Raw genomic sequence first — 14132 nt, forward strand, 5'->3', positions numbered from 1 at the left:
TCCTCCTGTCGCGGTCAGAGCGCCGGCCGGGTGCTCCGGTGGCGCTCTCGAACACTACTTATATTCTAGTGCCCGGCACTGACATCCGGAGGGTGCCAGACGTCCATGAAATGCCCTGGTCAGCAACGAAGTTGTCACCGTGTCACCCCCGGTCCGCAAGGTGCCCGTGAGGCGGCGAGAAATTCGAACACGGCGCCTCGGGATACCGTGGGTCGCATGGAGATCTGGATCAATCCGGCCTGTTCCAAGTGCCGCAGCGCCATCACGCTGCTCGACGCCGAGGGCGCCGAGTACACCGTCCGCCGATACCTTCAGGACGTGCCGAGCGAGGACGAGATCCGGGAGGTGCTGGAGCGGCTGGGGCTGGAGCCGTGGGACATCACCCGGACCCAGGAGGCCGTCGCCAAGGAGCTCGGGGTCAAGGAGTGGGCGCGGGACGCGGGTTCGCGGGATCGATGGGTGAAGGCGCTGGCCGAGCATCCGAAGCTGATCCAGCGGCCGATCATCACCGCGCAGGACGGTACGGCCGTGGTCGGTCGTACGGAGGAGGCGGTACGGGACGCTCTGTCCCGTACGGGCCGAGAATCCCCCAACTGAGGTGTGACGTACGTTACTTCAGTGACTCCTGTAACCGCTGAGTAACCTCGTTCGGTATCTCGTACATAGCGGCGTACGCTCCCCTACCTCTTCAGGAGGCGCGCATGTCGCGCAGGAGAACTCTCAGCACGAAGAAGAAGCTCGCCCTGTTGGTGAGTGCGGCGACGGTGGCGGGTGGCGGTGCCTTCGTCATGGCGACCACCTCGAACGCCGCGCAGGCGCCCAAATCGGCCGCGGAGTCGAGTGTCTGCCAGGGGCTCGCCACGGCGCTCGGCAACAACGAGCGGTTCATCGAGGGGCAACGGGCGAATCCCGATGCCCAGTCCGAGGCGAGGATCGCCAACCGTGAGGCCGTGATCCAGCAGATCAAGGTCCAGCAGGAAGCGTCCGGGTGTGTCGTCGGGGAGTCGGCTCAGGGCTCCCAGGCCGCACAGCCGAGCGCGCCGGCTGAGGCTGCGGGGGATGCGGGTGACGCGGGTGGCGATGCCGCGGCCTCGGGGCAGCAGGTCTGCAACGGGTCCACGGTCACGCTCTCCGGCGCGGGCGGGGCTCCGGCCGCGTCCAGCAACCAGTTCCCGGTGGGCACGACGCTGAAGGTCACCAACCTGGACAACGACAAGTCCACGACGGTGGAGGTCACCTCGGCCTCCGGAAGCTGTGCGCTGCTGAACAACGCGGCGTTCGAGCAGGTCCGTGAGCCCGGCAAGTTCCTGATCCGTCGGGCGCTGATCGAGAAGGTGGGGTGAGGCCCGGGTCACCACGCCGTACGTGTCATGGGTCCTGCCCCCCCGCGGCCACGGGGGGCAGGACCCGCGTACGTATACAGCCGCTCACCACGTGAATCGCGCCACACCATCACCCGGTAACACGGGGTTCACATACGAGCAACGGCCGGGAAATCGCCTGTTGACAGGCTCGCGGGCATCAAGAGCGGCGCCTCAGTGCCGCAGCGCCGCAGCACCCGCAAGTGCGCCTAGACCCACCCCCGAAGGATGTGGCCCGTGACCTTCAAGGCTGAGTACATCTGGATCGACGGCACCGAGCCGACGGCCAAGCTCCGCTCCAAGACCAAGATCATCGCGGGTGAGCCCGCCGGTCTGGACGCGCTGCCGATCTGGGGCTTCGACGGGTCCTCCACCAACCAGGCCGAGGGCCACGCCTCGGACTGCGTGCTCAAGCCGGTCTTCACCTGCCCGGACCCGATCCGCGGCGGCGACGACGTGCTGGTGCTGTGCGAGGTCCTGAACATCGACCTCACCCCGCACCCGTCCAACACGCGTGCCGCACTCGTCGAGGTGGCGGAGAAGTTCGCCGCGCAGGAGCCGATCTTCGGTATCGAGCAGGAGTACACGTTCTTCCAGGACGGCTACCCGCTCGGCTTCCCCAAGGGCGGCTTCCCGGCCCCGCAGGGCGGCTACTACTGCGGTGTCGGCGCCGACGAGATCTTCGGCCGCGAGGTCGTCGAGGCCCACCTGGAGAACTGCCTCGCCGCCGGCCTCGGCCTGTCCGGCATCAACGCCGAGGTCATGCCCGGCCAGTGGGAGTTCCAGGTCGGCCCGCTGTCCCCGCTCGAGGTCTCGGACCAGCTCTGGGTGGCCCGCTGGCTGCTCTACCGCACCGCCGAGGACTTCGGCGTCGCCGCGACGCTGGACCCGAAGCCGGTGAAGGGCGACTGGAACGGCGCCGGCGCGCACACCAACTTCTCCACCAAGGCGATGCGCGAGGGCTACGACGCGATCATCACCGCCTGCGAGTCGCTGGGCGAGGGCTCCAAGCCGCTCGACCACGTCAAGAACTACGGCGCCGGCATCGACGACCGCCTGACCGGTCTGCACGAGACCGCCCCGTGGAACGAGTACTCCTACGGTGTCTCCAACCGCGGCGCCTCGGTCCGTATCCCGTGGCAGGTCGAGAAGGACGGCAAGGGCTACATCGAGGACCGCCGCCCGAACGCCAACGTCGACCCGTACGTGGTGACCCGCCTGCTCGTCGACACCTGCTGCTCCGCGCTGGAGAAGGCCGGCCAGGTCTGATCCGCACCGCTCGGCTCCGAGGGGCGCCCACCGGCAACGGTGGGCGCCCCTCGCTTTGTCGTCTCGCGGTCTGCTTCAATGGGGCCATGGTCGGCTTCGAGAAGGACACCGCGACAGGTCGTCATGACCTCGAGCCCTTCTGGCCCTCCCGTCAGCACCACGACTTCGACCGGGTGTGTTGCCGCGCGATGAACGCGCGGGCCCTGTAAAGCCGTACCTTCCCGGCCTTGGGCCGGCGCGCATCGACGTACGTCTCCCGACGACCTCTCGCGCGAAAGAGCTGACCTCTCATGGCGACCACTCCCTCTGTGATCGACGTCGCGGACCTCCTCCCGCCGGGCGCCACCTTGCTGCCCGCTCCCCCGCACTCCCTGCCCACACTGCCGGGACAGCCGCCGATGGTCGGCTACCTGGTGCTCATCCCGGCCGACCGGCAGCCACCGGTCCTCCAGACCGGCGGCGACCCTCTCGTCGCCGTCGACACCGTGCGGCGCACCGCCTCGGTCGACGGGCGTGAACTCGACCTGACCTACCTGGAGTTCGAGCTGCTCGCCCATCTGGTGGCCAACCCGCACCGGGTGCACACACGCGATCAGCTCGTCACCACCGTGTGGGGCTACGGGCATGTGGGCGACGGCCGTACCGTCGACGTCCATGTCGCCCGGCTGCGCCGCAAGCTGGGCGCCGAGCACCGGGACGCCATCCGGACCGTGCGCCGGGTGGGGTACAAGTACGCGCCGCCGGCCGGGCGCTGAGCCCGCCTCTGCTGACGGCAGAGTCCCGTTCCGTCCTCCGTCCGCACCGGGCAGAGTCTGCGGCATGAGGTTGTTGATGCTGGGTGGTACGGAGTTCGCGGGGCGGGCCGTCGTGGAGGCGGCCCTTGGACGGGGCTGGGAGGTGACCGTCTTCCACCGGGGGCGGCACGAGCCTGTGGCAGGGGTGCGGTCGCTGCACGGTGACCGTACCGCGCCCGACGGGCTCGCCGCCCTCGCCGAGCACACCGGTGAGTGGGACGCCGTCGTCGACACCTGGTCGGCGGCGCCCCGTGCCGTACGGGACTCGGCGCGGCTGCTGCGGGGCCGCGCCGGGCGGTATGTGTATGTGTCGAGCCGCTCGGTGTACGCGTGGGCTCCGCCCGCCGGGTACACCGAGGACGCGCCGCTGGTCGAGGGCGCCGAGGCCGGTGCCGAGGAGAGTGACTACGCGCGGGACAAGCTGGGCGGGGAGCTGGGCGCCGTCGAGGGCTTCGGGGCCGACCGTTCCGTGCTGGTGCGGGCCGGGCTGATCCTCGGGCCGTACGAGAACGTCGGACGGCTGCCGTGGTGGCTCGGCCGGATCGCGCGCGGCGGGCCCGTCCTCGCGCCCGGGCCGCGGGACCTCCCCTTGCAGTACGTCGATGTCCGCGATCTCGCTCAGTGGGTGCTGGGCGCTGTGGAGCGGGAGCTGAGCGGGCCGTACAACCTCACCGGCCCTCGGGGGCACACCACGATGGGTGAGCTCCTCGACGCGTGCGTGGCCGTGACCGGCTCGGACGCCGAGCTGCGCTGGACCGGGCCCGAGGTGATCCTGGACGCGGGCATCGAGCCGTGGACCCAGCTTCCGGTGTGGGTGCCGCCGGGCAGCGACCTGCATGACGCCCTGCACGGCTCGGACGTCTCCCGGGCCGTCGCGGCCGGGCTGCGCTGCCGCCCCGTCGAGGAGACCGTCGCCGACACCTGGCGGTGGCTGAAGGACATCGGCGATACGGCGCCCATGCGGCCGGACCGGACCGCCAAGGGCCTCGATCCCGAGGTGGAGGCGCAGGTGCTCGCCGCGACCGGGCGGGGTGTACCTGGCACCACCCCCTGACCCGGGGCCCCGGCCCCGTGACCACCGCCGCGGCCTTGGCGAGACTGGCGGCATGACCAACGACAAGAAGAGCGGCCGCGGCTCGAGTGCACGGGGCATGGGGCTCGCCGCCGTGCGGGGGCTGGCGCTGGCGCTGGTGTCCCTGCCGGGGGCCGTCCTCTGCTTCGTGCTGTCCCTGGTGTCCATCGCGCTCATACCGATCGGCGTCGGCATCGTGACGACGCCGTGGGTGCTGACGGGGGTACGGACCTTCGCCGACTGGCGGCGGGTGCTCGCCGCCGAGTGGGGCGGGGTGCGGATTCCGCCCGCGTACCGGCCGTTGCCGCCGGACGCCAACCCGTGGTCGCGCACCTTCGGGATGCTGCGCGACCCGGCGACCTGGCGGGACCTGCGGTGGCTGCCGGTCGACATGACGGCGGGGTTCGTCACCGCGCTGCTGCCGGCCGTGCTGCTCTTCTATCCGCTGGAAGGGTTCGCGATCGCGGCCGGGCTGTGGCGGGTGCTCCCCGACGGGTACTGGTACGGGTTCGTGCCCGTGCACGGGCAGGCGTCCGCGTTCGGTGTGGCCGCCCTGGCCCTCGCCCTGCTCATCTGCGCCCACTTCTTCACCGCCCGGCTGCTCCAGGTCCACTTCCGGCTGACCCGCGCCGTCCTCGGCTCCAACCAGGGTGAACTCGCCGAGCGGGTGCGGGTGCTGACCGAGACGCGCAGGGACGCCGTGGACACCTCGGCCGCCGAACTGCGCCGTATCGAGCGCGACCTGCACGACGGGGCGCAGGCGCGGCTGGTGGCGATGGGCATGGATCTGGGGACGATCGAGATGCTGCTGGAGAAGGACCCGGCGAAGGCCAAGCAGCTCGTCGCACAGGCCCGCCGGTCCTCCGCCGACGCCCTCGCCGAACTGCGCGACCTGGTGCGCGGCATCCATCCGCCGGTGCTCGCCGAGCGCGGACTGGGCGACGCCGTACGGGCGTTGGCGCTGCGGCTGCCGGTGTCGACCGAGGTGAACGTGGAGCTGGCCGGGCGGGCGGAGGCGCCGGTGGAGTCGGCGGCGTACTTCGCGGTCAGCGAGGTGCTGACCAACGCCGTCAAGCACTCGGGCGCCGACCGGGTCTGGATCGACCTGCACCACACCGGCGACACGCTGCGCGTCAGCGTCACCGACAACGGCAGGGGCGGCGCGGTGACCGGGGCCGGCTCGGGCCTGGCCGGGATCGAGCGGCGACTGGGTACATTCGACGGCGTCCTGGCCGTCAGCTCTCCCGCGGGCGGCCCCACCATGGTCACCATGGAGATCCCTTGCGCGTTGTCCTAGCCGAAGACCTGTTCCTGCTGCGCGACGGGCTCGTCCGGCTCCTTCAGGCCTACGACTTCGAGATCGCGGCGGCCGTCGAGACCGGCCCCGAGCTGTCCCGCGCGCTGGCCGAGCTGGAGCCGGACGTCGCCGTGGTCGACGTCCGGCTGCCGCCGACCCACACCGACGAGGGGTTGCAGTGCGCGCTCGAGGCCCGCCGCAAGCGGCCCGGGCTGCCGGTGCTGGTGCTCTCGCAGCACGTGGAACAGCTCTACGCACGGGAGTTGCTCGCGGACGGCAGCGGCGGGGTGGGGTATCTGCTGAAGGACCGGGTGTTCGACGCGGAGCAGTTCGTGGACGCCGTACGGCGGGTCGCGGCGGGCGGCACGGCGATGGACCCGCAGGTGATCCAGCAGCTGCTCTCCCGCCGGGCGGCCGACGACCAGCCGCTGGCCCGGCTCACGCCCCGGGAGACGGAGGTGCTGGAGCTGATGGCGCAGGGCCGGTCCAACGCGGCGATCGCCGAGCGGCTCGTCGTCACGGAACGGGCCATCGCCAAGCACACCGCCAACATCTTCGCCAAACTGGGCCTGGAGGTGTCGGACGACGACAACCGTCGCGTGCTGGCGGTTCTCGCGTATCTCGACCACGGCCGGTGAAACCGGACCCGCTTGTTCACCCGGTGTGCGGGATCAACAACCCCCGGTGTTTCAGGGGCTGTTGAGCACACGGCACACTCACGAATCTCTCAACGATTTCCGAGACGGCTGAACACCCCTGGGACGCCCTCCGTATGAAAGGGAGCCGCTTCACTCCTGTCGGGCGCCTCGATGCCCCGGATAAGGAAGTCAGAGGAGTTCCATGGGACGCAATACAAGAAAACGCCGGATGCCGCTGGCCACCAAGGCCATTGCCGGGACGGCGGCCCTAGCGCTCGGTGGGGGCGGGCTTGTCTGGGCCAACTTCTATGCTTCGGCGCATGAGGACCGGTCGTCTGGGTGGAACCAGACGAAGGCCACGGGCGCCCAGATGGCGACGATCAACTGCCCGGACGTCGGCCAGCAGCTGAAGGACGTACCGGAGGGCGCGCGCCAGGGCGTGGCCAAGGAGTTGGCGCTGCTCGACAAGCAGATCACGGATGCCTACGCGCGTCTCGCCGACACGCGGCAGGCCCAGGCCGGGGACCCCAACTTCGTCAACAACGCCATCCTCGGCCCGCTGAAGTCCAAGCGAGTGGCCACGATCGACCGGATCGGTATCAACATCAACCGGGCCGGTGGACAGCGACCGCAGGGACTGGACCAGCTCGCCCAGTGCGAGGGCGTCGCGGCCGAGCAGCCGGAGGTCAACGACGGCAACGGCGGCGACGGCCAGAACAACGACGGTCAGGACCAGAACAACGACGGTCAGGACCAGGGACAGGACGGCGGCCAGGACCAGGGCCAGGACAACGGCCTCGACCCGGTGCCCGAGGGCAACGGCGGCCAGGCCGGCAACGGTCCGGTGGCGCAGGACTTCATCAAGATCGAGGACGTCCAGCCCAACTCCCGCAACCTGCCGAACGGTCTGGCCGCGAACGGCGACTCCGGCTCGACGGGTACCTTCACCACCGAGTGCGGTACCAACGAGAACGGCAACGCCAACACGGACAACATCATCGTCGCTCCCGGTGTCGACAACGGCGCCCACCACCGCCACGACTACGTCGGCAACCAGGACAACGACGCCTTCACCAGCGACGAGGAGTTCCTGCAGGCCGATACGAGCTGCCAGAACCAGGCCGACAAGTCCACGTACTACTGGCCGGTGCTGCGTCTGCAGGACGGTACGCAGGAGGCGGACGCGAACGAGGCCGGAGGCGGTCTGGAAGGCAACGTGGGCAAGGTCCTGCAAGCCTCCCAGGCGGAGCTGCGGTTCGTCGGCAACAAGGCGAGCGATGTCGTTGCGATGCCGACGGGCCTGCGCATCATCACCGGTGACGCCAAGGCGTTCACCAACGGTCTCGCGAACGCCAACACCTCCTGGAGCTGCACCGGCTTCGAGGACCGGCAGGTGACGGAGCAGTACCCGATCTGCCCCGAGGGCAGCTCGGTGGTGCGGACGTCCAACTTCCAGAGCTGCTGGGACGGCCAGAACACCGACAGCGCCAACCACCGTGACCACGTTGCCTTCGTCCAGGCGGACGGCAGCTGCCCGAACGGTTTCCAGGCGATCCCCCAGCTGCAGGCCAAGCTGGTGTACGACGTTCCCGCCCCGCAGATCGAGAACGGGCAGGTGGTGAACCCGTTCGCGGTGGACGGCTTCCCCGAGCAGTTGCACAAGCCGATCACCGACCACAACGACTTCATCAACTTCATGTCCGAAGACCTGATGAACCAGGTGGTCCAGTGCATCAACAGCGGCCAGGACTGTCAGTGACGCACTAGGCGGTAGGCCGTAGAAAGCCGGCGGTGGGAGATCCCACCGCCGGCTTTCGCATGCCCGGGGCTTGGTGAGCGTCTAGTGAGCGGAGTGGTCGGTCCCGATCTCCAGGGTTCCGCCGAGCGTGTCGCGCAGCGCCGTCACGACGTCCTCGTGGCCGACGGCGACCCACTTGCGGCCCACGAGGTAGTAGCCGCCGTAGTCCTTGGCCGAGTTGATCCACTCACGCTGGCCGCGGTCGGTGGCGAAGGTGGCGAGGATGTACTTCTCCTTGCCGGTCCTGCAGATGGCCTGGCGGATCTCGTCGGCGTCGGTCTGCATGTTCGGCTCGCACTTCGCTTCGGCGGCCAGCTTCTCCAGGCTGCCGGTCGCCGTCTCGGGAACGGCAGCCTCGCTGTCCCCGCCGGCGCCACAGCCCGCCAGCGCGAGCACCGCCACCGCGCCGGTCAGCGCGAGCATCGGTCGGGTCAATGTCATCGGTTCCTCCGGTCCATGCCGCAGTGAGCCCCGGCGGGGGCCCTCGCCTCCCATACGGCTGCGGCGGGCGATGCGCTCAAAACGGGAGGCCTTCACGGGTACGGGTGTGCGAGTGTGGGCCGGGTGAACCAGGACTGGGAAGACCGCGTGACCGCGGCATGGGCGACCTTCGACACCTACGCCGAAGAGGATGCGGCCGACTTCCGCGCCGTCATCGACGCGCTCGTCGCCGAACTGCCCGACGGCAGCCCCCTCGGCCCCTTCGAGCAGGCCTGCGCCTGGGACTCGACCGGGCACTCGGACAAGGCGGTGCCGCTGTACCGGGAGGCCCTGGAGGGTGGGCTGAGCGGCTACAAGGGGCGCCGCGCCAAGATCCAGCTCTCCAGCTCGCTGCGGAACATCGGGCGGGCGGAGGAGGGCGTCAAGCTGCTGACCCCCGAACTGGACGCGCCGTCGGACGAACTGGACGACGCGGTACGGGCGACGCTGGCGCTGTGCCTGTCGAGTCTGGGGCGGGACCGGGAGGGTCTGGCGCTGGCGCTGGGGGCGCTGGCCGGGCATCTGCCGCGATATCAGCGCTCCATGGCCAATTACGCGCGTGAGCTTTGTGCGCATCGGGATGTGCCGCGGTAGGTCGTCGGGCGTCTGCGGGGCCGTGGTGGCTGGTCGCGCCCTCGCGGCGGTAGCCGCATATCCCATACAGCCCCCGCGCCCCTGGAGGGCGCTGCCCAACCGTGGGTTGTGACCTACCGTTCATTCGCTCGTTCTGCTGAACGTGCAGTCACAGGATGTCGCCTCGCGCCCAGGGCCCGCCCCGGCCGATCCGGTCGTCGATGTCGAGCGGGCCGAGGCCGCGCTCGTCGAGCACTACCCGCGGCTCGTCCGGCTCGCCTACCTGGTGCTGCCGCCGAGCCTCGGGCGCAACCGGCGCGTGGTGACCGCGCACTCCCTCACCCAGCGCGCGCTGCCCCGTGGCCGGGCGGCCGCCACGCCCGTGGTCCCGGCCCAGTCGACCGGCCGCGACGGCGACCCCGGGTACACCTATCTCCGGCTCCGGGTGCTGCGTACGGCGCTGGAGGCGGGCCTGACGCTCAAGCGCCCGGCCTGGCCCAGGCGCTCCCAGCTGCCGCCCCTGCTGCCCCAGGTCTGGGGCCTGCGCCTCTTCCCCAGGTCGGGCGGCGCCGACGAACTCGCCCTGGACCAGCGACTGTCGGCGCTGTCCGGCCCGGCGCGGGCGGCCTACGTCCTGCGTGGTCTGGAGAAGCTCCCGGACGGCGACGTACGCGAGATCCTGACGGCGGCCGGCGTCGAGGACGTGGACGACGCGCTGGAGGACGCCGACGCCGTACCGGCGCAGTACGCGCTGCTCGACTCCCCCGAGTTCGACCCCTGCTCGCTCCAGGCCCGGCCCACCGATCTGATGCGGCGCCGGCAGCATCTGCGGGCCGCGCTCGCCGCCGGTGCCGCGCTCCTGGTGTGCGGGGCGCTGCTCGGCCTGCCCGGCGAGGGCTGGGCCCCCGACGGCCCCGCCGCTCCCCCGTACGCGCAGAACCCGGCGGCCGAGGCCGCCCTCGACCCGGCCCAGTTGACGAAGGTGCCCGCGCTGGCCTGGCAGTCCGCCGCCCGCACCGACTTCTCGGTGTGGCCCGCGCGCGGCGACCTCACCGACGACTCGGCCCTGCTGCGCCGCGCCCTCGCCGTGTGGGCCCGCCCCGGCGAGACGGTCGCGGTCTCGGCGACGCCCGGCACCCCGGCGGGCGGCCCGCCCGGCGCACCGCAACTGCTGTACGCGGGCACCGTCGACACCGCGCGCGTGGTCCTGCTGTACGACGGTCTGCGCATCGCCCGCTACGCCGAGCCGGTCGACGGCACGGCCGGTGCGGCCCTGGACTTCTCCCGGGTGGACAGCGCGACCAGGGCGGACGCGGGCGCGGTGGTGCTGAGCCGGGCCGACGGCAATGTCCGCTATCTGCTGGCGCCGTGGGTGAAGGAGGCGGCCGAGCGGGATCTGCTGAAGCCGGACACCGGCGCGATGGAGCTCACCGTGACGGACGGGGTCACCTCGCCGTTGGCGAGCCCGCTGTCCCAGCGGACCGGGGCGTGTTCGTCCTGGAACGTCCTGCAGACGACCGACGGCACCGGCACCCGGTTGCTGAGCGACCTCGCCGAGCTGGTCCCGGCCCGCCTCACCACGGGCCGCCCCGGGGAGACCAGGGAGGTGACCGGCGAACAGGCGCTGCACACCTGGGCGCCGTACTCCTGCTGGCTGGGCGCGATGCGCTCCGCGGGGGTGCGCACGGTCAACGCCTGGTCGTTCGCCACGCAGCCGCTGCCCGAAGGCAACGGTCCGGCGGACTGGGTGTGCACCCGTGCCGAGACCTGGCGGGGCGGCGGCGAGCGGGTGCTGGCCCAGTTCCGCACGCCGGGCGCGACGCGCGCGGCGCTGGCGGCGAAGGCGCAGAACGTGCCGGCCTGCGGTGCGCGCGATCCCCATGTGCTGGCCGGGGTGCTGTGGAAGGCGAAGGCGGGTGGCTGGTACCTCCTCGCGGCCGGCACCCGGGACACCGACTCGATCACCGCCACGGGTGGCGTCCACGGAACCTCCCCGGGCAATCTGCTGGCGGCGGAGGCGAAGCAGGGCGCGAAGGCCGAGCTGAAGGGCACGCTGGAGAGCGGCCGGGTGATCAACGGGCTCAAGTGAGCGCCTTGCTGACAGTCGCGTAAACAAAGTGGCGCACGGGGCTTCACCCGGGACTTACCCGTCAGTACATTGACGCCATGTCTAATACGCAGGACCGGTCCCGTACCCAGGACCGGGTGCCCCTCAAGGCCCGCAAGGTGTCCTTCTCCTGGGACGACACCCCGTTGCACTGGGTGCCGGGGGATCCGTTCACCACGCACACCATCAACGTGCTGCATCTGCTCCTGCCGGCCGGTGAGCGATGGTTCGTGCACGTCTACAAGCAGGTGCTGCCGTACATACGGGACGAGCGGCTGCGCGAGGACGTGCTCGGGTTCATCGGGCAGGAAGCGATGCACTCACAGGCCCATGACGAGGTGCTGCCGCATCTGCGGGAGCAGGGGCTGGATCCGACGCCGTACACCGCGCAGGTCGACTGGCTCTTCGAGAAGCTGCTCGGCGACCGCACGCTGCCGCCCGGCCGGGCCCGCCGCTGGTGGCTGATGGAGCGGGTCGCGCTGATCGCGGCCATCGAGCACTACACCGCCTTCCTCGGCGACTGGGTGCTGGGCGCCGACGAACTGGACCGCCGGGGCGCCGACCCGACCATGCTGGATCTGCTGCGCTGGCACGGCGCCGAGGAGGTCGAGCACCGGTCGGTCGCCTTCGATCTGTTCATGCACGTCGACGGGGGCTACCGGCGGCGGGTACGGACGTGGGCGACGGCGTTCACGGCGCTCGTCTTCCTCTGGCAGCGCGGGGCGCGGTTCTTCATGGCGAACGACCCGACGCTCGTCGACGGCAAGGCGACCTTCAGGGACTTCTACGTCCGGGGCAGGCGCGGCACGCTGCCCGCGACCGGGGAGATGCTCAGGTCCATACCCCGGTATCTGAGCCGGGCGTATCACCCCTCGCAGGAGGGGTCCACGGAACAGGCCGTCGCCTATCTCGCCTCGTCCCCTGCCGCGCTGGCCGCGCTCGCCGCGGAGAAGGGTGCCGCCTGATGCCGAGGCTGAGGACCGTCGCGGTCGTCGCCGGTGCCGCCCTGCTCGCCCGGCGGGCGCTGCGGCGCCGTATCCAGGTCTCGCCGCTGTGGCCGATGCCCGCCTTGGAGGAGCCGGTCTCCGGGCGGCCCCGGTCGCGGGCGCTGCGGGTGCTGGTGACCTCGCGCGAGGAGGTCGCCGAGGGGGTCGTACGACTACGTCTTGAGGGGCACGACCTGCCGCGCTGGGAGCCCGGCGCGCATCTCGACCTGGTGCTGCCGTCGGGGTTGGTGCGGCAGTACTCGCTGTGCGGCGACCCGGCGGACACCTCGTCGTACACCGTGGCGACCCGGCTGGTCCCGGACGGGCGGGGCGGCTCGCGCGAGGTGCACGAGCAGGTGCGGGAGGGCATGGAGTTGGAGGTGCGGGGGCCGCGGAACCGTTTCCCGCTCGTCGAGGCCGAGTCGTACGTCTTCGTCGCGGGCGGCATCGGGATCACGCCCGTGCTGCCGATGCTGCGGGCGCTGGGCGAGGGCGCGCGGTGGCGGTTGCTGTACTGCGGGCGGGACCGCGCCTCGATGCCGTTCCTGGAGGACGTCGAGAAGCTGGGCGGGGACCGGGTGAGCGTCGTGGAGGGAGTGCCCGATCTGGACGGTCTCCTCGCGGAGGTGCCCGAGGGCGCGGCCGTCTACTGCTGTGGGCCGGAGGGGTTGATGGCCGCGGTGGAGGAGCGGTTCCCGCGGGTTCATCTGGAGCGTTTCGCTCCGCGCACCTCGGCGGGCGGCCATGCCTTCGAGGTCGAACTGCGGCGCAGCGGGCGGACGTTGACCGTGCCGGAGGGCTCGTCCGTGCTGGCCGCCGTACGCGCCGCGCTGCCGGACACGGCGTACTCCTGCGAGCAGGGGTTCTGCGGGACCTGCCAACAGCGGGTGCTGGAGGGCGAGGTGGACCATCGGGACGAGTTGCTGACCGACGCGGAGCGGGGCGACTCGATGCTGATCTGTGTGTCGCGGGCGCGAGGTGATCGACTCGTACTGGACATGTGAACGACCATGGTCGGTCCGGACCGTTCGAGGCCGGAATCGATCGGTAAGGTGTTCGCATGACTACCGGGGTACGGCGAAGAATGGGAGTCGAGGAGCGGCGGCAGCAGTTGATCGGCGTCGCCCTCGAACTGTTCAGCCAGCGCTCGCCCGACGATGTCTCCATCGACGAGATAGCGTCCGCCGCGGGCATCTCGCGCCCACTGGTCTACCACTACTTCCCCGGCAAACTCAGCTTGTACGAGGCCGCGTTGAAGCGCGCCTCGGAGGACCTGGCCGACCGCTTCGTGGAGCCGCGCGAGGGGCCGCTGGGGGCGCGGCTGCTGCGGGTGATGCGGCGGTTCTTCGACTTCGTCGACGAGCACGGCCCCGGTTTCTCGGCGCTGATGCGCGGCGGCCCGGCCGTCGGCTCGACGGCGACGAACGCGCTCATCGACTCGGTACGGCAGGCCGCGTATGTCCAAATCCTTTCGCATCTGGACGTGGCGGATCCGCCCGCGCGGCTGGAGCTGGTCGTCCGCTCCTGGATCTCGCTCGCCGAGTCGACGGCGCTGATCTGGCTGGACGGCCGGCGCATCCCCCGCGCCGAGCTGGAGCTCCAGCTCGTGCACGACTTCGCCGCGCTGGCCGCCGTCAGCGCCGCCGCCGACGAGGAGATGGGCGCACTGCTGCGCCGCATGCTCAAGGACGAGCCGGCCGACGGCCCGTTCAGCGACCTGGTCAACCGGCTGATCTCACTGGCGTCCTAGAGATCGC

General features: G+C 71.0%; 14 protein-coding genes. 13 read left to right on the forward strand and 1 reads right to left on the reverse strand.

The window, feature by feature from the left end:
- The first annotated feature begins 216 nt into the window (after positions 1 to 216).
- The 8 genes from ACP4J3_RS30340 (at position 217) to ACP4J3_RS30375 (ending at position 8190) form a co-directional block, all read left to right on the forward strand.
- Positions 217 to 597 (forward strand): arsenate reductase family protein, encoded by a 381-nt coding sequence (locus tag ACP4J3_RS30340; RefSeq protein WP_426539247.1) that lies wholly within the window; start codon positions 217 to 219, stop codon positions 595 to 597.
- Between the two features lie 104 nt (positions 598 to 701).
- Positions 702 to 1343 carry a hypothetical protein gene (locus tag ACP4J3_RS30345; RefSeq protein WP_426539248.1) on the forward strand — a complete coding sequence of 214 codons (642 nt, stop codon included), beginning with the start codon at positions 702 to 704 and terminating at the stop codon, positions 1341 to 1343.
- Between the two features lie 255 nt (positions 1344 to 1598).
- Positions 1599 to 2630, forward strand: coding sequence for a glutamine synthetase (glnII, locus tag ACP4J3_RS30350; RefSeq protein WP_426539249.1), 1032 nt, complete (start codon positions 1599 to 1601; stop codon positions 2628 to 2630).
- A gap of 290 nt (positions 2631 to 2920) precedes the next feature.
- Positions 2921 to 3385: a winged helix-turn-helix domain-containing protein gene (locus ACP4J3_RS30355; protein ID WP_426539250.1), complete on the forward strand. Its 465-nt coding sequence runs from the start codon at positions 2921 to 2923 to the stop codon at positions 3383 to 3385.
- A 64-nt stretch (positions 3386 to 3449) separates the two neighbouring features.
- Complete coding sequence (locus ACP4J3_RS30360) at positions 3450 to 4478, forward strand: SDR family oxidoreductase (RefSeq protein ID WP_426539251.1); 1029 nt, start codon at positions 3450 to 3452, stop codon at positions 4476 to 4478.
- A gap of 52 nt (positions 4479 to 4530) precedes the next feature.
- Positions 4531 to 5793, forward strand: coding sequence for a sensor histidine kinase (locus ACP4J3_RS30365; RefSeq protein WP_426539252.1), 1263 nt, complete (start codon positions 4531 to 4533; stop codon positions 5791 to 5793).
- Positions 5778 to 6431 (forward strand): LuxR C-terminal-related transcriptional regulator, encoded by a 654-nt coding sequence (locus ACP4J3_RS30370; RefSeq protein WP_426539253.1) that lies wholly within the window; start codon positions 5778 to 5780, stop codon positions 6429 to 6431. The genes ACP4J3_RS30365 and ACP4J3_RS30370 overlap by 16 nt, the downstream gene beginning before the upstream one ends.
- Positions 6432 to 6633: 202 nt before the next feature.
- Entirely contained in the window at positions 6634 to 8190 is a 1557-nt protein-coding gene (locus ACP4J3_RS30375) for a DUF1996 domain-containing protein (protein ID WP_426539254.1), read from the forward strand.
- Between the two features lie 81 nt (positions 8191 to 8271).
- Here ACP4J3_RS30375 and ACP4J3_RS30380 read toward each other — a convergent pair whose 3' ends face one another.
- Complete coding sequence (locus ACP4J3_RS30380) at positions 8272 to 8670, reverse strand: hypothetical protein (protein WP_426539255.1); 399 nt, start codon at positions 8668 to 8670, stop codon at positions 8272 to 8274.
- A gap of 123 nt (positions 8671 to 8793) precedes the next feature.
- On the opposite strand from ACP4J3_RS30380, the gene ACP4J3_RS30385 reads away from it, so the two are divergent.
- The 5 genes from ACP4J3_RS30385 to ACP4J3_RS30405 all read left to right on the forward strand — a co-directional run bounded on the left by ACP4J3_RS30385 (position 8794) and on the right by ACP4J3_RS30405 (position 14125).
- A complete protein-coding gene (locus tag ACP4J3_RS30385; RefSeq protein WP_426539256.1) occupies positions 8794 to 9303 on the forward strand; it encodes a tetratricopeptide repeat protein in 510 nt (169 codons plus the stop codon).
- 142 nt (positions 9304 to 9445) lie between these two features.
- Entirely contained in the window at positions 9446 to 11371 is a 1926-nt protein-coding gene (locus tag ACP4J3_RS30390) for a hypothetical protein (RefSeq protein ID WP_426539258.1), read from the forward strand.
- Between the two features lie 77 nt (positions 11372 to 11448).
- Positions 11449 to 12354: a metal-dependent hydrolase gene (locus ACP4J3_RS30395; protein ID WP_426539259.1), complete on the forward strand. Its 906-nt coding sequence runs from the start codon at positions 11449 to 11451 to the stop codon at positions 12352 to 12354.
- Entirely contained in the window at positions 12354 to 13379 is a 1026-nt protein-coding gene (locus ACP4J3_RS30400) for a PDR/VanB family oxidoreductase (RefSeq protein WP_426539260.1), read from the forward strand. The genes ACP4J3_RS30395 and ACP4J3_RS30400 overlap by 1 nt, the downstream gene beginning before the upstream one ends.
- 56 nt (positions 13380 to 13435) lie before the next feature.
- Positions 13436 to 14125, forward strand: coding sequence for a TetR/AcrR family transcriptional regulator (locus ACP4J3_RS30405; RefSeq protein ID WP_426539262.1), 690 nt, complete (start codon positions 13436 to 13438; stop codon positions 14123 to 14125).
- The last annotated feature ends 7 nt before the right edge of the window (positions 14126 to 14132 follow it).

Origin of the sequence: Streptomyces sp. UG1, assembly GCF_049974585.1 — a bacterium.
Classification (GTDB): domain Bacteria; phylum Actinomycetota; class Actinomycetes; order Streptomycetales; family Streptomycetaceae; genus Streptomyces.

Coding starts and splice junctions, on each gene's coding strand:
- ACP4J3_RS30340 (WP_426539247.1), top strand. CDS start 217: ATGGAGATCTGGATCAATCCGGCCTGTTCCAAGTGCCGCAGCGCCATC.
- ACP4J3_RS30345 (WP_426539248.1), top strand. CDS start 702: ATGTCGCGCAGGAGAACTCTCAGCACGAAGAAGAAGCTCGCCCTGTTG.
- ACP4J3_RS30355 (WP_426539250.1), top strand. CDS start 2,921: ATGGCGACCACTCCCTCTGTGATCGACGTCGCGGACCTCCTCCCGCCG.
- ACP4J3_RS30360 (WP_426539251.1), top strand. CDS start 3,450: ATGAGGTTGTTGATGCTGGGTGGTACGGAGTTCGCGGGGCGGGCCGTC.
- ACP4J3_RS30365 (WP_426539252.1), top strand. CDS start 4,531: ATGACCAACGACAAGAAGAGCGGCCGCGGCTCGAGTGCACGGGGCATG.
- ACP4J3_RS30375 (WP_426539254.1), top strand. CDS start 6,634: ATGGGACGCAATACAAGAAAACGCCGGATGCCGCTGGCCACCAAGGCC.
- ACP4J3_RS30380 (WP_426539255.1), bottom strand. CDS start 8,670: ATGACATTGACCCGACCGATGCTCGCGCTGACCGGCGCGGTGGCGGTG.
- ACP4J3_RS30395 (WP_426539259.1), top strand. CDS start 11,449: ATGTCTAATACGCAGGACCGGTCCCGTACCCAGGACCGGGTGCCCCTC.
- ACP4J3_RS30400 (WP_426539260.1), top strand. CDS start 12,354: ATGCCGAGGCTGAGGACCGTCGCGGTCGTCGCCGGTGCCGCCCTGCTC.
- ACP4J3_RS30405 (WP_426539262.1), top strand. CDS start 13,436: ATGACTACCGGGGTACGGCGAAGAATGGGAGTCGAGGAGCGGCGGCAG.